This window comes from Streptosporangium sp. LJ11 (genome assembly GCF_051918945.1).
In the GTDB taxonomy this organism is placed as follows: domain Bacteria; phylum Actinomycetota; class Actinomycetes; order Streptosporangiales; family Streptosporangiaceae; genus Streptosporangium.
In genome coordinates this window covers 151,053-175,529 of the sequence record NZ_JBPXMB010000023.1, presented here as the reverse complement: position 1 = coordinate 175,529, position 24,477 = coordinate 151,053, and the positions used below count along the sequence as shown (strand labels likewise).

Sequence of the window (24,477 nt, the reverse complement as noted above, 5' to 3'; positions counted from 1 at the left end):
CGTCCCGGGTCGCGTCCCACGGACGACCCCTGGCGTCCGTGCGGCGCCGCGGGGCTCGGCAGGGCTTCGTGCGGGGCCGTAGGACTGGCGGGACCTCGTGCGGCGCCGTGGTCCCCGGCAGGACCTCGTGCGCCGGGATGTTACGAAAAATACATGGCTGAGCTGGTAATCGGCGTTGTGAGGATTCTTACCGTGATCGGCCGTCCCAGGTCGCCTAGCCTTGGGAACTGTGTCGCAAGCGAGCATTGGAATCTTTGACAGTGGTGTCGGTGGTCTCACGGTGGCCCGGGCGATCATCGACCAGTTGCCCAACGAGTCGATCTTCTATGTGGCGGACACGGCGAGGCAGCCGTACGGCCCCAAGAGCATCGCGCAGGTCCGCGCCTACGCGCTGGAGGTGATGGACCACCTCGTCGAGCACGACGTCAAGATGCTGGTGATCGCGTGCAACAGTGCCAGCGCGGCCGTGCTCCGCGACGCCCGGGAGCGCTACGACGTCCCGGTCGTCGAGGTGATCCAGCCCGCGACGCGCCGTGCCGTGCGGGCCACCCGCAACGGCAGGGTCGGGGTGATCGGGACCAGGGCCACGATCGCGTCGATGGCGTACCAGGACGCGTTCGCCGCGGCTCCCGACGTCCGGCTGACCGGGGTGGCGGCGCCGCGCCTGGTGGAGTTCGTCGAGCGGGGGGAGACGATGAGCGACGAACTCATCGACGTCATCCGCGAATACCTGGCGCCGGTGCTCGCCGACCGGTGCGACACGCTGATTCTGGGGTGTACGCACTACCCGCTCCTCGCCGGGCCGATCTCCTATGTGGTGGGAGACGGCGTCACGCTGGTGTCCAGCGCCGACGAGACGGCCAAGGACGTCTACCGCGTCCTGCACGACCGGAGCCTGGCCGCCGTAGGGGGCGCGCCCAGGCACCGTTTCCGCGCCACCGGTGACGCGGGCCTCTTCGCCGACCTCGGACGACGGTTCCTCGGGCCGGAGATCCAGGCGGTCGAAGTGGCGGTAGTAGGGGATGTCCCGCACAACGGGCATCGCGTGTGACGGTGCTCAGGCGCTCCGTAGGGGGAGCAGCCGGGAGTGGCGGACGAAGGGGGGCGGATACCGGCCACCGGCGCCCGCGCCGTGACACGCGGCGCCGCACAGTAACCGTAGGAGGCCGCCGTGAAATTGACGATCATTGGATGCTCGGGGAGTTTCCCCGGGCCTGACAGCCCTTCCTCCTGCTATCTGCTGGAGGCGGAGGGGTTCCGCATGCTGCTCGACTTCGGGAACGGCGCGCTCGGCGCGCTCCAGAAGTACATAGGCCTGTACGACGTGGACGCGATATGCCTGTCGCACCTGCACGCCGACCACTGCCTCGACATGTGCCCGTACCACGTGGTCCGCACCTATTCTCCGCAGGGCCCGCTGCCCCGGATACCGGTGTACGCGCCCGCCGACGCGCGCAGGCGGCTGAACTCCGCCTACGCGATGCCGGACGAGCCGCCGCTCGACACGGCCTTCGACTTCGTGGGCCTGACGCCGGGAACGTTCGAGGTCGGCCCGTTCGAGGTGACGGCCGCGCTGGTGAACCACCCCGTGGAGACCTACGGGTTCAGGGTCTCGCACGGCGGGCGCTCGGTGGCCTACTCCGGCGACACCGGTGAGAGCGCCGAACTGGTCAAGCTCGCCTCGGGTGTCGACGTGCTCCTGTGCGAGGCGTCACACATCGACAAGCCGGGCCTGCCCGCCGGTCTGCACCTGAACGGCCGCCAGGCGGCCGAGCACGCGGCCAAGGCGGACGTGGACACCCTGGTACTCACCCATCTGGTGCCCTGGAACGACCGCGACCGCGTCCTGGAGGACGCCTCCCGCGGCGGGTTCGGCGGGCGCATGGAACTCGCACGGAGCGGGGTCCGGTATGACCTAGGGTGAGTTTCATGGCTCGCGCAGATGGACGTTCTCCCGATCAACTCCGCCCCGTCACCATCACCCGCGACTGGCTCGCGCACGCCGAGGGTTCGGTGCTCGTCGAGTTCGGCGGCACCAAGGTGCTCTGTGCCGCCTCCGTGCAGGACAGCGTGCCGCGCTGGCGCCGGGGCAGCGGTCAGGGCTGGATCACGGCCGAGTACGCCATGCTGCCCCGCGCCACGAACACCCGCAACGACCGCGAGTCGGTCCGCGGCAAGATCGGCGGCCGTACGCACGAGATCTCCCGCCTGATCGGCCGCTCCCTGCGCGCCTGCGTCGACTACAAGACGCTGGGCGAGAACTCGATCGTCATCGACTGCGACGTGCTCCAGGCCGACGGCGGCACCCGCACCGCCGCCATCACCGGGGCGTACGTGGCACTGGTCGACGCGGTCGCGTGGATGCGCAAGCGCAAGATGTGCGGCGGAGACCCGTTGATCGACTCGGTCGCGGCCGTCTCCGTCGGCGTCGTCGGCTCCACGGCGTTGCTCGACCTCTGCTACACCGAGGACGTCGCCGCCGAGACGGACATGAACGTGGTGATGACCGGCTCCGGCGAGTTCGTCGAGGTCCAGGGCACCGCCGAGGGCAAGCCGTTCAACCGCGCCGCCCTCGGCGAGCTGCTCGACCTGGGCGCGGCCGGGTGCGCCGAGCTCACCCGGCTCCAGCGGGAGGCACTGGCATGAGCGGGTCCGGTGCGAACGAGACCGGAACGGCCGGGTCCGGTGCGAACGAGACCGGCCAGGCCGGGTCCGGTGCGAACCGGGCACGCGTGGTCCTCGCCACCCGGAACGCCGGGAAGATCGCCGAGCTGCGCCGGATCCTGGCCGACGCCTCGATCCCGGTGGAGATCGTCGGGCTCGAGGAGTTCCCCGAGATCGGCGACGTCGCCGAGACCGGCCTGACCTTCGCGGAGAACGCCCTGCTCAAGGCGCACGCGGTCGCCCAGCAGTCCGGCCTGCCCGCGATCGCCGACGACTCCGGCCTCTGCGTCGACGCCCTGAACGGGATGCCCGGCATCTTCTCCGCCCGCTGGTCGGGAAGGCACGGCGACGACCGGGCCAACCTCGACCTGCTGCTCGCGCAGGTCTCCGACGTGCCCGAGGGGCACCGGGGCGCGCACTTCGCGTGCGCGGCGGCGCTGGCACTCCCGTCGGGGGAGGAACGGGTGACCGAGGGAGCGCTGCACGGTGTGATCATCGACGCTCCGCGCGGCAGCGGCGGTTTCGGCTACGACCCGATCCTCGTCCCCGAGGGCGAGACCCGGACCACCGCCGAGCTGTCCGCGGTGGAGAAGGACGCCATCAGCCACCGGGGCCGCGCCTTCCGCGCGCTGGCCCCGATCATCGCCGAAGTGATCGCCTGAGGACGCCGGTGGATCGCCGGACGGTGCCCGCGGGTGGCCGGAGGGCGCCCGTGACCGGCGCGGGACGGTGCCTGTAATCGGCGCGTAAGAACCTGCGGTCCCGTATGGGCGTAGCGTCGGGGTCATGCAGAGCAACAGGCGCATGCCCCTCTGGGCCTCGGCGCTGATCGGCCTGGTGTCCGGTGCGGTCGCGGTGGGGGTGTCACTGTTCGCCGCAGGTCTGGTGAAACCCGCGGCCTTCCCTGTCGTCGCGGTCGGCAACTCCGTTGTCGACCTCACCCCGGCCCCGCTGAAGGAATGGGCGATCCGCACCTTCGGCGAGAGCGACAAGACCGTGTTGCTCGCCGGGATCCTGCTGATCCTGGCCGCCGTCGCCGCCGCGCTGGGAAGGGCCGCCGTCCGCGACCTCCGGTACGGGACGGCGGGGCTGGCCGTGTTCGGCCTCATCGGCGTCGCCGCCGTGCTGACCCGTCCCGGCTCCGGGCCGATGGACGTCGTCCCGACGCTGGCCGGGGTCGGCGCCGCCATGCTCGCCCTGCGATGGCTCGTCCGCCGGGCCCTCGTACCCGCCGATGACCCGGCCGTCTCGTATGGAGGTGTGTCCGGTGCCGTGGGTGCGGCGGGGGCCGCGCTCGGCACCGGGCCGGCACAACTGCGACCGGTCACGCCCGAGTCCCCGCCGGAGGCAGGGGAGCACCTCGAGCCGTCGACGCCGTCCGTCATGCGGGCGGGGAACGACCTGCGCGCCTTCGACCGCCGGGGCCTGCTGACCGGCGCGGTCGGCGGCGTGGCCCTCGCCGGGGTGGCGGGACTGGCCGGGCGCGCGTTCTCGGGGCGGGCCGAGGTGAGCGCGGCGCGCGGCTCCGTCACGCTGCCCCCGCCCGTGAAACCCCTCCCCGCGCTGCCCGCCGGGGTCGACCTGAGGATCAAGGGACTGTCGCCGTTCGTCACCCCCAACAACGACTTCTACCGGGTCGACACCGCCCTGGTGGTTCCCCAGGTCGACCCGCGCGACTGGACCCTCACCATCCACGGCATGGTCGACAGGCCCGTGGAGCTCACCTTCGCCGACCTGATGAAACGCGCCGTGGTCGAGGCCGACGTCACGCTGTGCTGCGTCTCCAACGAGGTCGGCGGCCCCTACATCGGCAACGCCCGCTGGCTGGGCGTCAGCCTGGCCGGGGTGCTGCGCGACGCGGGGGTCCGGAAGGACGCGGACATGCTGCTCAGCACCTCCGCCGACGGCTGGACCGCCGGAACCCCGGTCGACGTCGTCATGGACGGCCGCGACGCCCTGCTGGCCTTCGGCATGAACGGCAGGCCGCTCCCCGTGGACCACGGCTTCCCGGTCCGCCAGGTCGTCCCCGGCCTCTACGGCTACGTCTCGGCCACCAAGTGGGTCACCGACATCAAGGTCACCCGTTTCGACCAGGACGAGGCCTACTGGACGCCCAGGGGGTGGTCGGCCAAGGGCCCGATCAAGACCGAGTCGCGCATCGACCTGCCCAGGGACGGCGCGACCGTCCCGGCGGGGAAGACCGTCGTCGCGGGCGTCGCCTGGGCCCAGCACAAGGGCGTGGACGCGGTAGAGGTCCGCGTCGACCGGGGCCAGTGGCGCCGGGCGCGCCTCGCCGAGGCCCCCACCGCCGACACCTGGCGCCAGTGGGTCCTCGACGACTGGGACGCAACCCCCGGCAGCCACACCATCGAGGTCCGCGCCACCGACGCCACCGGTTACACCCAGACCGGCGACCGCGTCCCCATCGCCCCGGACGGCGCCACCGGCTGGCACACCATCACCGTCGAGGTCGCCTGACCCGGGCCGTGATTTCGTCCCCCGCGCGGTCTGCGACCGATGCGGGGGAATCGTGTTCCCGCCTGTGCGGGACGGCCGCCGGCGGACCTGGCGGCCGTCCCGGGTGAACGGCGCGGCCGTGCCGCGGATCGGCGCTTGGCCGAGGTTCGTCTAGGGCTTGCGGGCCAGGCCGCCGTAGTAGGTGTGGTACAGAAGGGCGTTCTTGACGAAGAAGCTCGGCTCGTCACGCCACTCGGGGAGCGGGACGAGGCCCGGTTCGACCAGCTCGAAGTCGCCGAAGTACTCCGTGATCTCGTCCATGGTGCGCCAGCGGCCGGTGCCGAGGTTCTCGTTGAAGAGCTTCTCGATCGTCGTGGCCTGCTGGGACGCCGCCGGGTGCACCTCGCCGGGATTGCAGAAGTGCGAGATCGCCACGAAGCTGCCGGACACCAGCGGGGCGCGCAGCGTGGCCGCCACCCCCGCGGGATCGTCGTGGTCGTTCAGATGGTGCAGGATGCTCAGCATCAGCAGCCCCACCGGCTCGCTGAAGTCGATGAACTCCTTGACCTGGGCGTTCTCCAGGATCGACCGCGGGTCGCGTGCGTCCGCCTGGATGACCGTCGTGCTGTTGTCGGCGGCGAGCAGCGCCCGCCCGTGGACCAGCACCATGGGGTCGTTGTCCACGTAGACCACCCGGGCCGCCGGATCGACCTCCTGCGCCACCTGGTGCACGTTGCCCTGAGTGGGCAGGCCCGATCCGATGTCGATGAACTGCCTGATCCCCGCCTCGGCCACCATGTGGTGCACGACCCGCTGCAGGAAGGCCCGGTTCTGCTGCCCGGCCTCCTGGGCTCCCGGGGAGATCTTCAGGGCCGCCTCGGCGACCTGCCGGTCGATGGCGAAATTGTCCTTCCCGCCCAGAAACCAGTCGTAGACCCTCGCGATGCTGGGCTTCGTCGTGTCGATCTCCGCGGGAAGCCGACCCTTGTTCGGCATCGCCCCGTCCCCATCCTCGCCGCGCTCGGACACCTCGCCACCTTCGTTCCGATCGGGGCCCCGCTTGATCGCGGGGAACTGGGCAGATAATAACCCTGAATATCAGGAGAAAGGGGGAAGATCTGAGCCAGATTCCCGCGTTTTTGACCTTCCGCCCAGTGCGAGGCCCGTACCGCTGAACGGCCCCAAACCACTGTCCCCGTCATGCGGCGGCTTCTCCGCCGCCCCGTCCCAGGGCGGTCGCCGGGCTGTAAATGGTCAACTCTTCCCTGTCGCGGAGAGGGCCGCCCTACTATCTGGCTCCCAGGGGATGGTGACGGGGGAGCCGTGAACGAGTGGAGTTTGCCCGCGGGGGTCTACAACCCCGTGGTGACGGTGGACGGGCAGCGGTGGCGGGACTTCGAGCTGGAGGTCCAGGTGCCGGTCGTGGCACCGGCGCCGCGCGAGCGGGAGCGGGAGCGGATGCGCTGGGGTCCGGCGCGGCTGGACCAGTGCAGGCCGTACGGGGTGGCGGGCGGGTTGGCCAGGCCCGATCCGCAGACCGAGGAGGACATGCTGCGGGCCGTCCCCCTCACCGAGCAGGGCACCCCGCGCCGCTTCCCCGACCCGCGCGGCATGTGGATCAGGCTGATCAACGGGACGGGCCCGGCGGACGACCCGTTCCGGGCGACCAACGCGATCGACTGCGCCCTGTCGGTGCTCTCCACCTGGTACGGCACCCCCGCGGTGGCCGCGCCGCGCAGGCCCGAGTACGACCGGGTGGGCAAGCCGCTGCTCAGCGGCGAGGCCGGGGGAGTGGCCAGGGCGGAGCGGTGGCTGGGGCAGCGTTTCCAGTACGTCGGGCAGGGCCGTCACTCCTACCTCCCGATCGCGCAGGCGCTGCTGGCCGGGGGGCACGGCTCCTCCGCGGTCATCATCAACCGCTGGCCGGCCGGGGGCAGCCACGCGTGGAACGCGGTGAACTTCGACGGCGAGGTGATCTGGATCGACGCGCAGCGGGGTCACATGGCGGTGGAGCCGCCGTACGAGTCGGTGACCGGCGTGTTCTGCGTCGTGATCGACAGGGAGGGGCGGCGGCTGTGACGCCTTCCCCGGTGCCTTTCCCGATCCCGGCGCCCTCCCCCGCGCTGACGGGTTTCCGCGAGACGAGCAAGACGAGCGAGACGAGGAGAACAGGGTGAACCCGGACCAGGCGAGGGCGGTGGCGGAGGAGTACTTCAACGGGGTCCGCGGCCCCGGCTCCGCCGTCGAGATCAGGATCTACGCCTTCAACGAGGGCTATGTCGCCTGGTCGAACGAGCCCGAGTCCGACGATCCCAGCGTGCTGCCCGACACCGTCGGCTCCGGGTGCGTGGTCATCGACAGAGCCACCGGCGAGATCGTCATCCGGCCGCTGCTCAACCCCGAGACCGTGGCCGAGCAGTGGCCGGGACGCCGCCCCCGATAGCGAGACGTCCCGGCCGGCCCGGCCCGGGTGCGGTCGGGCCGGGCCCCGGCGGGCCGGGTGCGGTGCCACCCGGCCCCTCCGGTCCGGGATGCGAGCCGCTCGCCCCTCCCGGTCCCGCTGCGGGGCGGGGCCCGGCCGGGGTCAGCCGCTCGCGAGCGCGCCGACGACCGAGGCGCGGGCCGCGCGCCGGGCGGGCAGGACCGCGGCGACCACCCCGGCCAGGCCGGACAGGACCACGAACGACAGGATCTGCGGCACCGGCAGCTGGAAGATGACGTTGTCGGTCATCGTCTGCGCGGCGGCCCAGCCGAACGCGACGCCCAGCACCACGCCGACCAGCGCGCCGATGAGGCCCAGGACCAGCGCCTCGACCGAGAGCATCCGCCGCAGCTGGGGCCGGGTCAGGCCGAGCGCCCGCAGCAGCGCGGACTCGCGGGTGCGCTCGTGGACCGACAGGGAGAGCGTGTTGGCGATGCCCAGCAGGGAGATGAGCACCGCCAGGCCGAGCAGCCCCGTGATGATCATCAGCATCATGTCGAGCGCCTCGTCGAACTGACCCCGCATCGCCGTCGAGCTGGCGACCTTCGCCGTCGGGTAAGGCTCCGTCGCCGCCTCGACCGCCGCGAGCGCCCGGTCCGGGTTCACGCCGTCCCGATGCTTGATCATCACCCGGTTGTCGCCGACCTCACCGAAGTAGCGGTCGAAGTCCCGCTCCGGCACCGTCAGGCTGGCGAGGCTCGCGTCGATGTCGGAGAGACCCACGATCGTCAGGCCGACCGCGCCCGCCTTCGCCGTCCGTACGGTGATCCGGTCGCCGACCCCCAGCTTGAGCCGTTCGGCGACGCGCTCGGCGACGAGCGCGGTCCCCGGCCCGAGCCGGTCGAGCGAGCCCGCGTCGAGCGGCGGGTTGAAGCCCGGGGCCGGGGTGAAGGTCCCCACGTCGTACTTCGCGGTCCCGGTCGCGAGCCTGGCGGTGGTCTCGCGGAAGGCGATGACCGAGGCCAGCTCGGGACTGGTCCGGAGGTTCTCGGCGATCGCGCGGGGCAGGCCCGAGTCGCGCTCCTGGGTCTGCACCATGTAGTCGAAGGGGAACTGCTCGTCGAGCTGCTGGGTGTACGTCACCCGCACGGTGCCGGTGACGACGGAGATGACCGTCATGAGCGTCACGCCCACGGTGAGCGCCACGGTGGTGGTCGCCGACCGCTTCGGGTTGCGCCGGGAGTTGTCCACGGCCAGCCTGCCGGGCACGCCGAAGATCCTGGCGGGCACCCACCCCGCGAACGCGGACAGCGGCCTGACGATCACCGGCCCGAGGACCAGCACCGCGAGGAAGACGAGCGAGCAACCGGCCATGACCACCACGAGGGCGGTCTCGCCGGGCTTCATGGACATCCCGGCCACCGCGGTGCCCACGCCCGCGACCAGGAACAACCCCGCGAAGATCATCCGTACCAGGCCGGTCCTGAAGGTCTGCTCCTCGGCCTGCGAGCGCAGCGCCGCGATCGGCGCCACCCGCGTCGCCGCCCGCGCGGGCAGCAGCGCCGCGACGACCGTGACCGTCAGGCCGATGACCAGGCCCAAAACGATGGTGCGCGGCGCCAGGGTGACGGCGGCGTCCAAGGGCATCGGCGCGTCGAACATCGCGAGCACGGCGAGCGCCCCCGCGCCCAGGCCGTAGCCGAGCAGCAGGCCGAGCACCGACGACAGCAGGCCGACCACGGCCGACTCCAGCACGATCGACCCGAAGACCTGCCCGCGCGTCGCCCCGATGCACCGCAGCAGCGCCATCTCGCGGGTCCGCTGGGCCACCAGGATGTTGAAGGTGTTGTAGATGACCAGCGCGGCCACGAACATCGCCACCACGCCGAACAGCAGCAGGCCCAGCATCAGGAAGTCGCCGTTGGCGCCGTTGGACCTGGCCAGGTCCGCCGCGTACCGCTCACCGGTCCTGACCTCGTGACCCGCGCCCACGGCCGCGGCGACCGAGCCGCGCAGCGCCTCCTGGGTGACGCCCTCGGCGGCGGCGACGTCGACCTCCCGGTACCCCTTCTGCCCGGTCATCTTCCTGGCCGTGTCCGTGGTGTAGCCGACCGCGCCGAAGTATCCGAGCTCCTGGTCCAGGCCGATGTCGAACAGGCCCACCAGCGTGAACTCGTGCCGGACGTTCTTCGTGTCGAGCACCGCGATGACGTCACCGAGCCTGAAGCCCCTGGTCCTGGCGGTGTCCTCGTCGAGCACGGCCTGCGTCGCGGTCCTCGGGGCCGCACCGCTCACGATCGAGGTACGGTTCAGGTCGCCCTCGGGCAGGGAGATCCCCGCGGTGGGGAAGTCACCGGCCGCCTTGCCGTCCTTGCCGAGCAGGGCGGACGTGCCCCGCACCAACCCCTGGGCGTCGGCCACGCCGTCCACGGCGCGCACCTTCTCCAGGGTCGCCTCGGAGACGGCCGGCGTCTCGTCGCCGTTCCCCCCGGCCAGGGGGGTCACGGCGACGTCGATCCGGTCGGCCGCCGCCGCGAACCTCTGGGTGAAACCCGCCTCGATGGTGTCGGTCAGCACGAACGTCCCCGCGATGAAGCCCACCCCCAGCGCGATCGCCAGCGACGTCAGTACCAGTCGCAGCCGATGCGCCCGCAACCCGGCCAGCGTCGTCCTCAGCACCTCACGCCTCCAGCTTCATCAGCGTGTCCAGCACCGACTGCGGCGTCGGCCCGGTCAGCTCGCTGACCACCAGGCCGTCCCGCAGGAAGACCACGCGGTCGGCGTACGAGGCCGCCACCGGGTCATGGGTGACCATCACGATCGTCTGGTCGAGCTCGCGCACCGACGTCCTCAGGAAGGACAGCACCTCGGCGCCGCTGCGCGAGTCCAGGTTGCCGGTGGGCTCGTCGGCGAAGATGACCTGAGGCCTGCTGATCAGGGCGCGGGCGACCGCGACGCGCTGCTGCTGGCCGCCCGACAGCTCCGACGGCCGGTGACCCAGCCGGTCGCGCAGGCCCACGGTCTCCACGACCAGGTCGAACAGCGCGGGGTCGGCGAGCCGCCCGGAGATCTCCAGCGGGAGCCGGATGTTCTGCTCGGCCGTCAGCGTCGGCAGCAGGTTGAACGCCTGGAAGACGAAGCCGATCCGCTCGCGGCGGAGCATGGTGAGCTGCCTGTCGTTGAGCCCTGTCAGCTCCACGTCCCCGATGCGCACCTGACCGCCGCTCACCGTGTCCAGCCCGGCCAGGCAGTGCATCAGCGTGGACTTCCCCGACCCCGAAGGGCCCATGATCGCGGTGAAGGCGCCCGTCGAGAAGGAGACGTCCACCCCTCGCAGCGCGTGCACGGCGGTGTCCCCCCGGCCGTACACCTTGGTGAGACCTCTGGCCGTCACGGCCGGCGCCGCGCTTCCCCGCGCGTCCCACGCGCCGACCTCTCCGGTGATGGTCACGGCAGCTCTCCTTCAACAACGTATGGCGTTATGACGGACCAAACGTTATTGACGGGGAAAGAGGGATCCATCAGGCGTTAGGCCTGACTTGGGGTGCGGGGAGGGGGTCCGGAGAAGGACGGGCACGACCTCCGCCGTAGCACGGGCCTCGGCCATTCGGCCGAGGCGGCGCTACCTTCGCGGGTATTTGATCTTGAGGCTGCCCATGCCGACCTTGCCGGTGACGCGCAGCACCGGCGCGTCCGGACGGCCCGGGTCGGTGGCCTTGTTGCTGATCGTGCCCATGTTCGTCGTCACCGATTCGATCCGCACCGTCCACCCGCGCGGCACGATCACCAGGATGCCGCCCATCCCGCAGGTCGCCTCCAGCAGCACCTCGCGATGCGAGCACACCGCCTCGGTGAAGTCGATCTTCACGTTGCCCGAGGTGCAGCTCGCCACGATGCGCGCGGGCACCACCCAGTAGTCCTTCTGGCGGACCTGCCCGCTCTTCGTCCGCAACTCCAGGACCCCGCCGACATCGCCCGGCACGGCGAGTGTCCCGTCGGTCCGCGGCAGGTCGGCGGTAAGGGCTCTCAGGTCGTCGTACGTCCTGGCGGCCTGAGTCCGCTCGATCCGCTCCTCCAGCTCCTCCAGGGTGAGCCGCCCGTCTCCGGCGGCCACGCGCAGCTGCTCGATAACCACGTCCCGGTCGGCGTGCGACGCGCGAAGCCGGCCGTCAGGATGCGTCATGAGATCATGCTAGTCGGCCGAATGCGGAGTCACGATCCCTGATTCATAGGCGTACACGACGACCTGTGCCCGATCCCTCAGACTCAGCTTGGCCAGTATCCGGCCCAGGTGCGTCTTGACCGTCGCCTCCGCCAGCTCCAGCCGACCGGCGATCTCCATGTTCGACAACCCCCTGGCCACCAGCACCAGCACCTCCCGCTCCCGAGCGGTCAACCCGGACAGCACCGCGGGCTCGGCCGCCCCCGCCGAGGGAAGATGCACCGCGAAACGCTCCAGCAACCGCCGCGTCGTGCTCGGAGCCACCACCGCGTCCCCGCTGTGCACCGACTGGATCGCGCTCACCAGATCGGCGGGCGGCACATCCTTCAGCAGGAACCCCGACGCACCCGCCTTCAACGCCGCGAACGCGTACTCGTCCAGATCGAACGTGGTCAGGATCAGCACCCGAGGCCCGCCGGCCGCAGAACGGATCAGCCGCGTCGCCTCCACCCCGTCCATGACCGGCATCCGCACGTCCATCAGCACCACGTCGACGGCGACCGTCCGCACCGTCTCCACCGCGGCCGCCCCGTTACCCGCCTCCGCGACGACCTCGATCCCGGGATGGGCGCCGAGAACCATCCGGAAACCGGTGCGCAACAACTCCTGATCGTCGACCAGCATCACCCGGATCACCTGGTCACCCACCGCGCGCTCCGTCAAGCCGCCCGACCCGCCCCGGTGTCGCCGATCGGCAACCGCGCCACCACCCGGAACCCGCCACCCGGAACGGGCCGTGCCTCCACGCTCCCGCCGAACAGCGCGACTCGCTCCCGCATGCCGACCAGGCCGTGCCCGCCCTCACGCTCCGGCGTCGCGGCCCCGCGACCGTCGTCGGTCACCCGCAAGAGCAGCTCCCGCACGCCGTACTCCATCTCGACCGTGGCCCTGCTGTCCGGACCGCCATGCTTGAGGGTGTTGGTGAGGGCCTCCTGCACGATCCGGTAAACCGTGAGCTGCTCCCCCTCGGGAAGCTCCCGGGGAACGCCGGACACCCGCAACTCCACCGGCAACCCCGACTCCCGCACCTGCGCCACCAGACCGTCCAGCTGCGACAGGCTCGGCTGCGGAGCGTACTCCTCCTGGACACCGTCGGCCCGCAACACGCCCACCATCCGCCGCATCTCCGCCAGCGCCCTGCGGCCCGTGGCCGAGACCGCCTGCATCGCCCTGCGCGCCTGCTCGGGATCGCTGTCGATCGCGTACCCCGCCCCGTCGGCCTGAACGATGATCACACTCACGTTGTGCGCGACCACGTCGTGCAGCTCACGGGCGATCCGGGCCCGCTCCGCCGCCGCCGCCAGCCTGGCCTGCTGATCGCGCTCCCGCTCGGCCCGCTCGGCCCGCTCCTCCAGACCCTCCAGGTAACGGCGGCGGGTGTTCGCGTAGATCCCCGCCATCCAGACCGCGACCGCGAACGCCGAGGCCGTGGCGAACGCACTCGGGTCAAGGCCCTGAGGCACCCGCCCGAACACCAGGAACAACCCCAGCTCCACCACCAGACCCGCCCCCACCGCCCAGCGCAGCGGGCGCCGCGACGCCACGCCGTACATGGCGACGAGCACGGAGATGTTGAAGACCAGGGGTTGCACCCCGAGAAGCCACTGGAGGAAGGAGGCCAGCGAGATGATCGCGAAGACCGCGACGGGACGCTCGCGCAGCCAGAACAGCGGCACGAACAACAGCAGCGTCAGCCCCGCGAACCCCCACGGCCCAAGCCTCTCCGCCCCCCAGGCCGCCAGGTCGATCCCGACGGTCCAGACGTTGAGCAGCGAGACCAGCAGGAACGGAGCCAGCCACAGGGAGTCCGTGATCCTGGGATGGCGCCCGCTCCAGGCGCGTAGTCTGCCGAACACATCACCACGATACGTATGCGCAGATCAGCGCCCTTCCCCCTCAAGGGGGAGTCCGGTGTACGACTCAGGTCGCACATCGAGCCGCACATATGGCACGGCTTACGCGGCCTTTACGGTATCTGGGGCACCATGGTTTCCGGGAGCGCCCTCTGGGGTGAGTAAAGGGAGATAGTTTGTGGTGATCGATCACAACGACGCCGGGTCGCGCGGCCCCGAGGACGGACCGCGCGACCTGACGTTTCTCCCGCACCACGCCGGATAGCCGCCACGCCGGACAGCGCTGCCCGCTCGCTCGGATGTTTCGGTGACCTCACCCGCTCACCCGCGCGGATTCCCGGAGGTTTTCCCGTCCAGGGGTGGACATCGCGCCATTCCGGACGAGGCCGGACCCTACGCGGGCGACTCGCCGGAGTCGCCCCGCACGGCGCGGCCAGGCGAACCCGTGTCACCGGTCTCGACGGACGCGGCGGCGCGCTCCTCTCCGAGGACGGACTCGCGTAGCAACTGAATGGCCCTGCGTATGACCGCGGATCTCGACGCGAAGCGTTTTTCGCTTCGACAGTATTCTATGAAGAATGAATCCTGGGCCGATATCGTTACGCCGGTGTCTATGAATATTATATCGACCGTATGATTTTGATTGAATTTTTTGTAGGGCCGTCGGGATTCGAACCCGAACTGTCACGGACCTAAACCGTGTGTCTCTGCCGTTGGACTACGGCCCCTTGATTTTCCTGCGAAATTCTCTGTCTGTGAATGGCAGTTCGGGCAGAGAAAGCGCAGATTTTCTTTTCTATTGTCCAGCCAGTTGCCATTGATGTGGTCAACGTGCAGTATCAATGCCTGGCCCTGCCAGACGTTCCCGATCCTACATCCCGTGCAGCGGTACGGCACCCCGATCGCGATCATGCTGCGCCTGAGCTGCCTCGGATGTGGGCGAGAGCTACTCTCTGGTCGTACGGTCAGGACCTGTTCCGGGCCGCGTCGCCTCGGCGAGGACTGTCCTCGCCGAGGCGCTTGGCCGAGGAAGTGCGACGTGTCGATTCCGAAGCGCTTCAGCCGGCGGCTGACGTGGGTGTAATTGCCGCCCGCGATGGTGATGTCGAGGCGGCGGAGGACGTCGGCGATGCTGAGGGAGTCGGCTGCGGCCTCCGCCGGCATTTCTGGGGTGTATTTGTATTTGATGGGCACGCCCCAAGCCCAGGCAATGGGACTGACAATTCTTGGGGCATGCTCACGTCGTATTAAATGGCGAAAAAAGGATTGAGCCATTTTCATCCTGGCTGACGGGCGGTCTCGGTGACGTGCAGGACGAGGACGACCTGCACGATCGCGGTCGCGCGGCGTGGGCAGCAGCGCAGCTTGGCCAGGATCTCCCATGTCTTGAGCGTGGCGGCGGTGCGTTCGCCGAGTGCCAGGGCCGTGGCGTGGAGGCCTTTGACTCATTCCCGGTGCGGCAGGTTCCACAGGTGGAGAGTGGTCTGGTCCTTGGAGACCGTGTACCAGGCGCCCTGCCCCGCCGATCGGGGAGGTCCCGAGACAGGGAAGGGGTAGGCGATCCGGCCGCGCAGGGCCATCGTGTGCGGGTCGACAAACCAGTGGCGGGGGTCCTCCGCGGAGTCCTCGGTGCCGACCACGGCGGTGTCGTCGTAGGGGAACGCCGCCGCCTCGTAGTCCCACCGAACGCGGTCGTCGTCCGAGCTTGCGGGAAAGGGCACGGCTTCGTCGGCGTCCAGATGCCGCAGTTCGATGCCATCCTCCGCCCGGTGCAGGTAGAGGGTCCACTGCCCCAGGTCCGTGGTCAGGAAGTGCTTCCCGGACGGACTCACGGCGAGGAGGACCTCCTCGATGAACCGCTGGACGGTGAGGTTCGCGCCGTCCCAGTGTCCCCACAACACGGGCGAGTTCTCCTCGCCCTCGCCGACCGTCAGCCCCATGTAGGCCGGGTTCGGATGGGGGAAGTGGAGGGAGCCCGATCCCACGGTCATCGTGTCGGCCCGGGTCAGTACCGTGCCGTCGGCGGGGTCGAGGATCAGCCATTCCTCGTTGACGTCGCGCCCCTCGCGGTTGCGGACGTGTGCCCACAGGAGCTTGCCGTCCGCGGAGATTGCCGCCGAGCCGACGTCCGCGTGGCCGTGGTGGTAGTCGTCGGCGTACTCGGAGAACGAGGCATGGGCCCCGGTGCACCCGGCGGGGGACCAACAACCATGCCGGATCTCCCACCGCACGGCACCGGTCGAATCCACGGCTCGCAACGCGTGCACGCCGGCGAACACGGCAACATCACCCGTGGGCGAGACTGTCACCGAGCCGTACCGGCGAGGCCAGGGCGCGGGGAAGCGGACCTCTGTCCCCTCCCCGTCCAGGTCGCGGACGGCCAGCTCGGTGTCCCCGCGCTGCACCAGCAGCCTGCGCCCGGGCCAGTGCAGCACCTGGGGGGCGTCCGCCGATGCGGGGTCGAGCGGGGCTGCGGCAGTGGCCACGAGACGGGCAGCGACCTGGACGGGACCGCCGTGAAGAGCATCGTTTGGCATCGTCGCATGCTTTCACACTCGTCGGATGGTGCAGCTGACCTGAAATCGCCCGCTTTGACCAGCTTCTTGCATCGGGTCTTCGGCCTTACTTTGTGAGCCCCGGCATCCGGTACGTTGCCGCGAGCAGGGGCCGGTTCACCTCGAACAGCGCCGCCAAGGAATCACTGAGCCGTCTTCATCCTGAGTAGCGGCTGGTCTCGACGCGGTGCAGGACGAGGACGGCCTGCACGACCGCGGTCGTGCGGTGGGGGCAACAGCGCAGCTTGGCCAGGATCTTCCATGTCTTGAGCGTGGCGATGGCCCGTTCGCCGCGAGCCCGGACGCGGGCGTGTGCGCGGTTGACGGCCTTCTGCCGGCGGGACAGTTTCGGCCGGTACCGGTGGCGCTTGAACGGCGTGCGCACGCTCCCACCGGCTGCCTGGTAGCCCTTGTCTGCGAAGGTCATCACGTCGGCGCTGGTCAGCGCGTCGATGATGCCGTGACGCGGGCGGCGCTGAGGTCGTGGGTGGCGCCGGGCAGCGCTGGCGAGGCCCAGACCAGGCGACCTACTGCGTCCGCGATGACCTGCACGTTCATGCCGTGCCGCTTATGTTTTCCGGAGTAGTAGGGCTTCTGGTCGGCTACACGGTCGATCGGGATCAGTGTGCCGTCGAGGATCGCGTACGCCAGCTTGAGGATACGGTCCATGACGGTGGCCAGGTCGTCCGCGGCTGCGGCGAGCAGGTCGACGGCTTCACGGACGTAGCGTCAGGCGGTGGCGACGCCGATGCCGAACCCGGCTGCCAGGCGCGTGTAGGTGTCGCCGTTGCGCAGGTGAGCGAGGGTGAGCAGGGCCTGTCGGCCGGGGTCGAGGCGCCGCCACCGGGATCGACGCTGGTGGCGGTGGTTGCGGATGCGCTCGGCAAGGTGGTTCAGGGTTCGGCTGGACAGCGGGATCGTGGCGGGGTAAGACAGCACGGCGAGACTCCCGGTCGGGGCATCGGATCTTGACCGACTGCTGTCTTACCTGGAGCCTCGCCCTCATCGATCTCTGGGTCCCCGACGCCCACCGTGACCAGTATGATCACGATGAAAAGGGCTCCGTCTTCCTCGCCATGTGTCAGGGAACCTTTTTCATCCTCTGGCGGTTTGTGCGACGCGGTGGTTTTGAAGGACGGCGATGGCCTTGCACAGGTGGCCGGCCTTGGCGGGGCTGCAGCGTAGTTTCCGGAGGATTTTCCAGCTCTTCAGCTGGGCGTTGGCGCGTTCGCCGGGTCCGCGGAGCTTGGCGTGGGAGCGGTTGGCCTGTTTCTGTGACGCGGGCTTGTTCTTGCCCTTGTACGGGGTGGCGACCGGGCCCTCGGCTCCCTGATACGCCTTGTCGGCCAGGGTGATGATTCCGGCCTGCTCCAGCGCGCGCAGGATGCCCCAGATGCGGGCGGCGCTCAGATCATGCGCCTTGCCCGGCAGGGCTCCAGAGGTCCACAGGATCGTCCCGTCCGGCGAGGCGATGACCTGGACGTTCATTCCATGCACGCGGTGCTTGCCGGAGAAGTACGGTCGATCGGCCTTGATGCGGTCGGTGCGGATCAGCGTGCCGTCCAGCACCAGGTAGTGCAGCCCGTTCCGCTGGGCCTTGCGCAGCGCCTGGCCGAGCTCGGGCGAGCGCGCCGACAGCAACGCCACCGTCTCCTGCACATATCGCCACGCGGTCGCCGTCGACACTGCGAACCCCGCGCCGAGTTCGACGAACGTCTCGCCCTTGCGCAGGTAGACCAGTACCAGCAGGGCCTGTTGTCCGGGGTTGAGCCGCCGCCAGGCCGACCCGATCGCCTTGCGGTGCCGGCGGATCAGGCCGGCGACGTAGTTCAGCGTTGAACGCGACACATCGACGGCAGCACGATAGAACAGCATCCGAAACCCCTGGTTGTGACGGTGATGGTTGTGGTGATCAACCCGTCTACCAGGGGTTTCTCTATGTCGTTAGGCGAACACCGGTCTTGCGATCATGCTGTGTCCAGCAGTCCGCTGCCAGGGGATGAAAAAGACTCAGTGCCCCGTCCCACCGGCGAAGACAACCGCGATCACCTCATAGCCGACCGGCTCGCGTGCCCGTCGTTACGCTGACGTTCCAACCTGAAGCCCTTCGGCGGAGTTATTTCTCTACATGGACCGCTACGAGGGGTTCCACGAGTTCGTGCACGCTCGCCAGCAATCGCTGATGCGGACGGCGTACCTGCTCACCGGGAACCCCCACCTCGCCGAGGACCTGTTGCAGACAGTCCTCACCCGCCTCGCCTCCCACTGGACCAAGCTCGCCAAAGGCGGCAACCCCGAGGCCTACGCCCGCAAGGCCCTGGTGAACCAGAGCATCTCCTGGCGCCGGCGCAAGCACGTCGAGCTCCTCGGAGCCGAAGCGCCGGAACTCGCCGAGTCCCGGCAACCGCACGACGAGGCGACCGTGCGCCGCCTGGCCCTGCTGCACACGCTGGCCCAGCTCACTCCGAAGCAGCGGGCGGTGATCGTGCTGCGCTTCTACGAGGACCGCTCCGAGCACGAGACCGCGCAGCTCATGGGCGTCTCGATCGGCACCGTCAAGAGCCAGACGCACTACGCGCTGTCGAAACTGCGCGCGATCACCCCTCAGGAGGTGTACCGGTGAACACACTACGTGAGGACCTGCACGCGCTGGCCGAGCAGGCGCCCGCCGTCGACCTGGCGGCCCGGGCGGTGCGGGGGGCGCGCAGGAGGCGCACGACCCGCCTGGTCATGGCGGCCGCCGCCGTGACCTGCCTGATCGCGGGCGGTGGCGCCACGCTGCTCCCGCAGATGCACCTTGCCCCCCCGGTGGTGCTTACCCCGCCAGAAACGACGGTGCTCCCGCTGCCCGCCAAGGGGGTCGGGCCGGTCGAGCAGGCGTACAGGCAGAGCTGCCCGATGACCGGAGATCCGTGCGCCAGGCGCGCCTGGCGGATCGTGACCGGCGGGGGCGACACCTACGAGCTGGCCGAGGCGTTCGAGAAGGGGCCGCTGGAGGTCACGGCGGACGGCCGCAGGATCGCCTACTACAGCTCGGAACATCGCGCGATCGTGGTGCGCGACCTGGCGAGCGGCAGGACGTGGAAGGCGCCGCTGAAGCAGCCCGCAGAGGACTTCGCGGTTGAGTACGCCCTGCGGCTGTCTCCCGGCGGGCTGCGGTTCGTCGTGTCGGGGTGGGGCGGGCGGCGAAAGCCGAACAAGCTGGTGGACGTGCAGCGGGGGACGGTGACCGACCTCAAGCGCGGGTGGTGGCCGGTGAGCGTGTCGGACGGGTCTGGACCCGTCGTGCTCGCCAAGCCGTACGACATGACCAGCCAAGTGTGGGTGCTCGGCCATGACCCGATCACCATCCGGGACTTCACGTACGACTACAGCGCTCTCGCGTCTGACGGGCGGACGCTCGCCCGGCTGGGGCAGACCGTCGATCGGGACCGGCAGCCGATGGTGCGGCGGGACGGCTCAATCGTCGTTTTCGACGCGGTAAGCGGCGGCCGGGAAACCCGCATCCCGATATCCGGCATCTCAGAAGGGCTCTACCCCTTACGGCTCGGTGGCTGGCTGAACACCACGGAGGTGACCACGCTGGCCGCACCGGAATCACCGGACAGGCCATCGGTGGTTTACGCGGTGGACATACGGACGGGCAAAAGCAGGGAACTGTTCACGCTCCGCGAGGACGGGGTGAAGGTGGTACCGGGCCTGGTGCGCTGACCGCGTAGTCGGCCCTCTACCAAGGAGCCTTTTCCATCCTGCCCTGCACAGGCTCCAGAACAGCGACGGAGCAACTCCCTCGGGTGCCATCTGAGCGCCGCATGGCCCGCATCCCTGCAGGCCATGCAGCCTCGGTCATCCGCTCACCGCCTGTTGACCTGCGACAACAAGTTGAAAAAGGTTCATTTTAGTCGATGCCGAGTTCGCGGCGGAGGCGGGCCACGTGACCGGTCGCCTTCACGTTGTAGAGAGCCTTCTCGATCTTTCCGTTGGCGTCGATGACGAAGGTGGAGCGGATGACCCCGACGGTCGTCTTGCCGTACATCATCTTCTCCCCGTACGCGTCGTAGGCCTTGTGGACCTCGAGGGAGGGGTCGGACAGGAGCGGGAAGGTCAGGGCGTCGTGCTCGGCGAACTTGGCGAGCTTGGCCGGGCTGTCCTTCGAGACGCCGAGCACGGCGAATCCGGCCGCGGCCAGCGAGGCGAGGCTGTCGCGGAAGTCGCAGGCCTGCTTGGTGCAGCCCGGGGTCATCGCGGCGGGGTAGAAGTAGAGGATGACGCGCCGACCGCGGTGTGTCTCCAGCGACACGGTGGTGCCGTCGGCGGCGGGAAGCGTGAAGTCCGGGGCGGCGTCGCCCGGCTCGAGTTTCATGGTGTTCCTCCGAGGAATGGTTCCCCGGTCAACTTACCGGCCTGTCCGAAGTGCCGTGGGTGGGCAGGACCTGACAGACTGATCAATGTCAAGGAGTAGGGGAGGAGCGCCATGGCGGACACCGATCCCGCGGAGTTGGAGCGGCAGATCGAGCGCACGCGCGCGGAGTTGGCTCAGACGGTGGACGCCATCGCGGACCGGGTGAGCCCCAAGCGGGTCGCGGCACGCGGTGTGGCCAAGGTCAGGGCGAACGCGGAGCATCTCGTCACCCAGGTCGGTGACATGGTGGGCGTGACGGGACCGAAGCCGGTCAGGCTCGCCGGCGAGCCCGAGGATCTGTGGGCGGACGACCGGCCGGACCTGGCGCCGATCCTGATCGGGGTGGGGGCGGTGCTGGCGCTCGGCGCGGTGGTCGTGTTGTGGCGGCGCCGGCGTCGCTGACCGGGGGTTCCGGTGTCGCCGACGACCGGTCGGCGGCCCCGAATTGAGTAGGGGTTTACTCATGTGACCTTTTTCCCGCTCGCGGAACATCGCGGGTAGGTGAAAGGGAGGGGTAAATCCATGAAAAACATCATTCGCGCCGCGATCGCGGTGGTGGCGACCACGGGTCTCGTGCTGACGGTGGCTCCGGCCGCCTTCGCCGCGACACCGGCGTCCGCCTCGTCCGCGTCGGCTGTGTCCTCGGCGTCCTCGGCGTCCTCGGCGCGTGACGTCGACGACAGCTTCGAGCAGGAGTCCAGGAACGGCCTGGCCACGCTGGAGGCCGAGTACTCGGTCAGGGGCGACGAGGAGGACGACAACACGTTCAGGCTGCGGGGCGAGCTGTACGACGGTGACAGGCGCACGTTCCGCCAGGGCGGTCGCTGCGCCTACGTCGAGGTCCAGGTCGTCTCGTCCGAGGACGAGGACTGGGACGTCGCCAAGCGCGACAGGCTGTGCAGCTACGACGACACCAAGCGCTTCCGCGTCACGGCGCACGACGTCAGCGAGGTGCGGGTCAAGACCTGTCAGGTCAAGTACCGGAGCTGGTCGACCCACAGGTGCAGCAGGTGGGAAGAGCTCGACCTGGGCTTCTGAGATCCCCCTGAGGTTCCTCGGGAGCGCGGTCTCTCCGGGCGCGGAGCGCCGGGGGCCGTAGTGCCCGGGGGAGGGGCAGAGGTGTGGCAGGAACGGGCACCCGCCGCTGGAGCGGCGGGTGCCCGTTCCTCGTGCCGGGGTCCGCTCCCGTGTTCCGGACGGGGCCGGGTCCGGAAGGGACGCCGCTCTGCCGGAGTTCCAGCCGTGGATCCGGGGAGGAGACAGGGGCGGCGGGTCAGAGGAAGGTACGGCCCTCGCCCCGGTAGGTGGGGACCTCGTCCACGACCTCGTCCCCGTCGATCAGGTGCAGGCTCGCGAAGCGCTCGCAGAGCTCACCCGCCTTGGCGTGCCGGAACCAGACCCGGTCGCCGGCGCGCAGGTCCTCGGCGGCCTGCCCGACGAGGGGGGTCTGCACCTCTCCGGCTCCCTCGTCGGCGTCGTAGCGCAGCCCGCACGGCAGGTAGGGCTGGGGCAGGCGGCTGTCGCCGGGAGCGCCGGAGGCGGGGTAGCCGCCGCCGAGGACGGTGACGACGCCCGGGGCGGGGCGGCGTACGACGGGCAGGGCGAACAGGGCGGCGGGCCGGCCGGTGAATCCCCGGTAGAAGTCGAACAGGCGGGGGTGGAAGAATCCGGATCCGGCGGCGATCTCGGTGACGGCCCTCTCCTTGGCGGTCTTCTCGATGCTGCCGGTGCCGCCGCCGTTGACGAACTCCAGGTCGGTGATCTGGCGGACGGCCTGGACGATCCGGCCCCTGCGCGTGATCAGCTCGCGCCGGGACCGGGCCTGCATCAGGCGGACGGCCCGGGTCAGGACGGGGTTGCCCGGAGGGTCGTCGCCGACTCCGGCGATCTGCGCCTCGTACGCCATCAGGCCCACGAGCCGGAATCCGGGCCGTTTCGCGATCTCGGTGGCCAGGTCGGCGGCCTGGCCGATCTCGCGGATGGGGGAGCGGCGGACCCCCGCCCTGAACCGGCCGCCGAAGGCGAGGTAGCCCGCGTCGACGTCCAGGCAGAGCCGGATCTCGTGGCGGTCGTGGACTCCGGAGACGGCGGACTCGATGAGGTCCAGGTGCTCGGCGTGGTCCACCGTGATCGTGATCTCCCGTGCCGCGACCGGGCCGGCGGCCAGCTCGGCGAGCGCGGCGCGGTCGACGGTGGGGTACGCCACGAGCACGTCCCGCATCCCGGTGGAGACGAGCCAGAGGGCCTCGGGGAGGGTGAAGGCCATGATGCCGGTGAAGCCGTCCATGGCGAGGACGCGTTCGAGCACGGCCCGGGACCTGATGGACTTGCTGGCGACCCTGATCGGTTTGCCCCCGGCCCGGCGGACCATTCCCTCGGCGTTGGCGCGCAGGGCGGGCAGGTCGAGGACGGCGAAGGGGGGTTCCAGGTGCGCTGTGGCCCGGTCGTAGCGCTGGCGGTCGTCCATGTTCGCAGGATAACCCGGCCCCCACGAATATGAGCAATATTCATGTTGCTGGACGGGTGGTCAATGCTCCCGCCAGGAGGGCCTCAAGATCGCGCAAGTGGGTGGTTGATTCCTGGCTCGGCCCTGCCCGAACGCGCACACTTGACATCCTCCCCTCCCCGAAGGGAGGGGATTCTCACGGTCGCCCGTGAGGGTTCCTGCTTCACTGCCAACTGCCCGCCAAAGAGGACTCTCCTTGAGGTCTTACATCAGCTCCACAGGCGTTTTACCTGTCCGCCAGCCCGGCGGCCAAGATGTTCTTCGCGGCGTTGACGTCCCGGTCGTGAACGGTGCCGCAGGCACACACCCAGTCTCGGATGCCCAGCGGCATGGACCGATGGATCGTGCCGCATGCCGAACACAGCTTCGACGAGGGAAACCAGCGGTCAACGACCAGCAGTTCCCGCTCGTACCACTGCGCTTTGTACTCCAGCATTTCCCGCATTTGACGCCAGGAGGCGTCGGAGATGGCGCGGGCCAAGCTGCGGTTCTTCACCATGTTCCGCACGGTGAGGTCTTCCACGGCGATCACTTGGTTCTCGCGAACAAGCCGTGTGGTGACCTTGTGCAGATGATCGCGGCGCCGATCCGCGATACGGGCATAGACGCGGGCGACCGCGAGCTTCGCCTTGGCCCGGTTCGCAGAACCCTTCTTCTTACGGGCGAGGTTGCGCTGAGCCTTGGCGAGCTTGCGGCGATCGGCCCGCTCGTGCCTCGGATTGGTGATCTTCTCTCCAGTGGAGAGCGTGGCCAACGCCGTGATGCCCGCGTCCACCCCGACCACGTTCGCGGCCGCAGGAAGCGGGGCGATGCGGTCTTCGCACAGGATCGACACGAACCAGCGCCCTGCCGCGTCCTTCGACACGGTTACCGTGGACGGCTCCGCACTCTCGGGCAGCGGACGCGACCACACGACATTCAGAGGCGCGTTCATCTTCGCGAGGGTGATCTGACCGCCCCGGTACTTGAACGCAGATCGCGTGTACTCGGCGCTCAGCCGGGACTTCTTGCGGGACTTGAACGCCGGATACTTCGCCCGCTTGGCGAAGAAGTTCGTGAACGCTGTTTGAAGGTGCCTGAGGGCCTGCTGGAGCGGGACCGACGACACCTCGTTCAAGAAGAGGAGGTCGTCGGTTTTCTTCCACTCGGTGAGCGTGGCCGACGACTGCACGTAGGAGACTTTCCGGCCTTCGATCGTGTAGGCGCGGGTGCGGTGTTCGAGGGCTTTGTTGTAGACGAGGCGGACACAGCCGAACGTCCGGGCAAGCTCTTCGGCTTGCTCGGGGGTCGGGTAGAAGCGGAACTTGAACGCCCGCTTCACGGTCTGCGCCATTCCTCACACAATATAACAAGATCAGTTGAGTATCGGCTGGAGTGGGTCGCGCGGGTCCAGGCA

Annotated in this window: 22 protein-coding genes, 1 tRNA gene and 2 pseudogenes; 11 read left to right on the top strand and 14 right to left on the bottom strand. The window is 69.6% G+C overall.

Features of this window, described 5'->3' with window-relative positions:
* Positions 1 to 229 precede the first annotated feature (229 nt).
* The 5 genes from murI to ACTOQ3_RS30965 all read left to right on the top strand — a co-directional run bounded on the left by murI (position 230) and on the right by ACTOQ3_RS30965 (position 5,142).
* Positions 230 to 1,051 carry a glutamate racemase gene (murI, locus tag ACTOQ3_RS30985; protein ID WP_440086969.1) on the top strand — a complete coding sequence of 274 codons (822 nt, stop codon included), beginning with the start codon at positions 230 to 232 and terminating at the stop codon, positions 1,049 to 1,051.
* A gap of 120 nt (positions 1,052 to 1,171) precedes the next feature.
* Positions 1,172 to 1,924, top strand: a complete 753-nt coding sequence (locus ACTOQ3_RS30980) for an MBL fold metallo-hydrolase (RefSeq protein ID WP_440086968.1) — start codon at positions 1,172 to 1,174, stop codon at positions 1,922 to 1,924.
* Between the two features lie 5 nt (positions 1,925 to 1,929).
* Positions 1,930 to 2,646, top strand: coding sequence for a ribonuclease PH (gene rph / locus ACTOQ3_RS30975; RefSeq protein WP_440086967.1), 717 nt, complete (start codon positions 1,930 to 1,932; stop codon positions 2,644 to 2,646).
* Positions 2,643 to 3,326: an RdgB/HAM1 family non-canonical purine NTP pyrophosphatase gene (rdgB, locus tag ACTOQ3_RS30970; RefSeq protein ID WP_440086966.1), complete on the top strand. Its 684-nt coding sequence runs from the start codon at positions 2,643 to 2,645 to the stop codon at positions 3,324 to 3,326. Before rph ends, rdgB begins: the two co-directional genes overlap by 4 nt.
* A 124-nt stretch (positions 3,327 to 3,450) precedes the next feature.
* Positions 3,451 to 5,142, top strand: a complete 1,692-nt coding sequence (locus tag ACTOQ3_RS30965; protein ID WP_440086965.1) for a molybdopterin-dependent oxidoreductase — start codon at positions 3,451 to 3,453, stop codon at positions 5,140 to 5,142.
* 150 nt (positions 5,143 to 5,292) lie between these two features.
* Here ACTOQ3_RS30965 and ACTOQ3_RS30960 read toward each other — a convergent pair whose 3' ends face one another.
* A complete protein-coding gene (locus ACTOQ3_RS30960; RefSeq protein ID WP_440086964.1) occupies positions 5,293 to 6,117 on the bottom strand; it encodes an SAM-dependent methyltransferase in 825 nt (274 codons plus the stop codon).
* Positions 6,118 to 6,444: 327 nt separating this feature from the next.
* Between ACTOQ3_RS30960 and ACTOQ3_RS30955 the strand changes: the two genes are divergently transcribed.
* The gene (locus tag ACTOQ3_RS30955) at positions 6,445 to 7,200 is read left to right on the top strand and encodes a toxin glutamine deamidase domain-containing protein (RefSeq protein ID WP_440086963.1); all 756 of its coding nucleotides are present in this window, start codon (positions 6,445 to 6,447) and stop codon (positions 7,198 to 7,200) included.
* Between the two features lie 94 nt (positions 7,201 to 7,294).
* Entirely contained in the window at positions 7,295 to 7,564 is a 270-nt protein-coding gene (locus ACTOQ3_RS30950; RefSeq protein ID WP_344919251.1) for a hypothetical protein, read from the top strand.
* Positions 7,565 to 7,705: 141 nt separating this feature from the next.
* On the opposite strand, the gene ACTOQ3_RS30945 is transcribed toward ACTOQ3_RS30950, so the two are convergent.
* The 10 genes and pseudogenes from ACTOQ3_RS30945 to ACTOQ3_RS30900 form a co-directional block, all read right to left on the bottom strand.
* Positions 7,706 to 10,222 (bottom strand): ABC transporter permease, encoded by a 2,517-nt coding sequence (locus tag ACTOQ3_RS30945; RefSeq protein ID WP_440086962.1) that lies wholly within the window; start codon positions 10,220 to 10,222, stop codon positions 7,706 to 7,708.
* Between the two features lies 1 nt (position 10,223).
* The gene (locus ACTOQ3_RS30940) at positions 10,224 to 10,994 is read right to left on the bottom strand and encodes an ABC transporter ATP-binding protein (protein ID WP_440086961.1); all 771 of its coding nucleotides are present in this window, start codon (positions 10,992 to 10,994) and stop codon (positions 10,224 to 10,226) included.
* Between the two features lie 171 nt (positions 10,995 to 11,165).
* Positions 11,166 to 11,726 carry a DUF1707 SHOCT-like domain-containing protein gene (locus ACTOQ3_RS30935; RefSeq protein ID WP_440086959.1) on the bottom strand — a complete coding sequence of 187 codons (561 nt, stop codon included), beginning with the start codon at positions 11,724 to 11,726 and terminating at the stop codon, positions 11,166 to 11,168.
* A gap of 9 nt (positions 11,727 to 11,735) precedes the next feature.
* The gene (locus tag ACTOQ3_RS30930; protein ID WP_440086986.1) at positions 11,736 to 12,401 is read right to left on the bottom strand and encodes a response regulator; all 666 of its coding nucleotides are present in this window, start codon (positions 12,399 to 12,401) and stop codon (positions 11,736 to 11,738) included.
* Between the two features lie 23 nt (positions 12,402 to 12,424).
* Entirely contained in the window at positions 12,425 to 13,621 is a 1,197-nt protein-coding gene (locus tag ACTOQ3_RS30925) for a sensor histidine kinase (protein ID WP_440086958.1), read from the bottom strand.
* Between the two features lie 652 nt (positions 13,622 to 14,273).
* Positions 14,274 to 14,346, bottom strand: a tRNA-Leu gene (locus ACTOQ3_RS30920).
* Positions 14,347 to 14,895: 549 nt separating this feature from the next.
* Positions 14,896 to 15,063 (bottom strand): annotated as a pseudogene (locus ACTOQ3_RS30915) (IS5/IS1182 family transposase); the annotation flags it as partial.
* Entirely contained in the window at positions 15,064 to 16,104 is a 1,041-nt protein-coding gene (locus ACTOQ3_RS30910; RefSeq protein WP_440086957.1) for a hypothetical protein, read from the bottom strand. It abuts the pseudogene before it with no gap.
* A 226-nt stretch (positions 16,105 to 16,330) separates the two neighbouring features.
* Positions 16,331 to 17,112 (bottom strand): annotated as a pseudogene (locus ACTOQ3_RS30905) (transposase family protein).
* Positions 17,113 to 17,268: 156 nt separating this feature from the next.
* Entirely contained in the window at positions 17,269 to 18,048 is a 780-nt protein-coding gene (locus ACTOQ3_RS30900) for a transposase family protein (RefSeq protein ID WP_440086956.1), read from the bottom strand.
* A 253-nt stretch (positions 18,049 to 18,301) separates the two neighbouring features.
* Here ACTOQ3_RS30900 and ACTOQ3_RS30895 point away from each other — a divergent pair, with 253 nt between their 5' ends.
* Together ACTOQ3_RS30895 and ACTOQ3_RS30890 are read left to right on the top strand one after the other, a co-directional pair.
* Positions 18,302 to 18,796: a SigE family RNA polymerase sigma factor gene (locus ACTOQ3_RS30895; protein WP_440086955.1), complete on the top strand. Its 495-nt coding sequence runs from the start codon at positions 18,302 to 18,304 to the stop codon at positions 18,794 to 18,796.
* Positions 18,793 to 19,884: a hypothetical protein gene (locus ACTOQ3_RS30890; protein WP_440086954.1), complete on the top strand. Its 1,092-nt coding sequence runs from the start codon at positions 18,793 to 18,795 to the stop codon at positions 19,882 to 19,884. The genes ACTOQ3_RS30895 and ACTOQ3_RS30890 overlap by 4 nt, the downstream gene beginning before the upstream one ends.
* 187 nt (positions 19,885 to 20,071) lie before the next feature.
* On the opposite strand, the gene bcp is transcribed toward ACTOQ3_RS30890, so the two are convergent.
* The gene (gene bcp, locus ACTOQ3_RS30885; protein WP_440086953.1) at positions 20,072 to 20,536 is read right to left on the bottom strand and encodes a thioredoxin-dependent thiol peroxidase; all 465 of its coding nucleotides are present in this window, start codon (positions 20,534 to 20,536) and stop codon (positions 20,072 to 20,074) included.
* 111 nt (positions 20,537 to 20,647) lie between these two features.
* Between bcp and ACTOQ3_RS30880 the strand changes: the two genes are divergently transcribed.
* Together ACTOQ3_RS30880 and ACTOQ3_RS30875 are read left to right on the top strand one after the other, a co-directional pair.
* A complete protein-coding gene (locus tag ACTOQ3_RS30880; protein WP_440086951.1) occupies positions 20,648 to 20,977 on the top strand; it encodes a DUF3618 domain-containing protein in 330 nt (109 codons plus the stop codon).
* A 120-nt stretch (positions 20,978 to 21,097) separates the two neighbouring features.
* A complete protein-coding gene (locus tag ACTOQ3_RS30875; RefSeq protein ID WP_440086950.1) occupies positions 21,098 to 21,613 on the top strand; it encodes a hypothetical protein in 516 nt (171 codons plus the stop codon).
* A gap of 235 nt (positions 21,614 to 21,848) precedes the next feature.
* On the opposite strand, the gene ACTOQ3_RS30870 is transcribed toward ACTOQ3_RS30875, so the two are convergent.
* Positions 21,849 to 23,042 (bottom strand): amino acid deaminase/aldolase, encoded by a 1,194-nt coding sequence (locus ACTOQ3_RS30870; RefSeq protein WP_440086949.1) that lies wholly within the window; start codon positions 23,040 to 23,042, stop codon positions 21,849 to 21,851.
* Positions 23,043 to 23,307: 265 nt separating this feature from the next.
* Positions 23,308 to 24,414, bottom strand: a complete 1,107-nt coding sequence (locus tag ACTOQ3_RS30865) for an RNA-guided endonuclease InsQ/TnpB family protein (protein ID WP_440086948.1) — start codon at positions 24,412 to 24,414, stop codon at positions 23,308 to 23,310.
* Between the last annotated feature and the right edge of the window lie 63 nt (positions 24,415 to 24,477).

Bases quoted from the DNA above. Each gene is read 5' to 3' on its own strand.
- rph (WP_440086967.1), top strand. From the start codon at position 1,930: ATGGCTCGCGCAGATGGACGTTCTCCCGATCAACTCCGCCCCGTCACC.
- rdgB (WP_440086966.1), top strand. From the start codon at position 2,643: ATGAGCGGGTCCGGTGCGAACGAGACCGGAACGGCCGGGTCCGGTGCG.
- ACTOQ3_RS30965 (WP_440086965.1), top strand. From the start codon at position 3,451: ATGCAGAGCAACAGGCGCATGCCCCTCTGGGCCTCGGCGCTGATCGGC.
- ACTOQ3_RS30960 (WP_440086964.1), bottom strand. From the start codon at position 6,117: ATGCCGAACAAGGGTCGGCTTCCCGCGGAGATCGACACGACGAAGCCC.
- ACTOQ3_RS30935 (WP_440086959.1), bottom strand. From the start codon at position 11,726: ATGACGCATCCTGACGGCCGGCTTCGCGCGTCGCACGCCGACCGGGAC.
- ACTOQ3_RS30900 (WP_440086956.1), bottom strand. From the start codon at position 18,048: ATGCTGTTCTATCGTGCTGCCGTCGATGTGTCGCGTTCAACGCTGAAC.
- ACTOQ3_RS30895 (WP_440086955.1), top strand. From the start codon at position 18,302: ATGGACCGCTACGAGGGGTTCCACGAGTTCGTGCACGCTCGCCAGCAA.
- bcp (WP_440086953.1), bottom strand. From the start codon at position 20,536: ATGAAACTCGAGCCGGGCGACGCCGCCCCGGACTTCACGCTTCCCGCC.
- ACTOQ3_RS30880 (WP_440086951.1), top strand. From the start codon at position 20,648: ATGGCGGACACCGATCCCGCGGAGTTGGAGCGGCAGATCGAGCGCACG.
- ACTOQ3_RS30875 (WP_440086950.1), top strand. From the start codon at position 21,098: ATGAAAAACATCATTCGCGCCGCGATCGCGGTGGTGGCGACCACGGGT.
- ACTOQ3_RS30870 (WP_440086949.1), bottom strand. From the start codon at position 23,042: ATGGACGACCGCCAGCGCTACGACCGGGCCACAGCGCACCTGGAACCC.
- ACTOQ3_RS30865 (WP_440086948.1), bottom strand. From the start codon at position 24,414: ATGGCGCAGACCGTGAAGCGGGCGTTCAAGTTCCGCTTCTACCCGACC.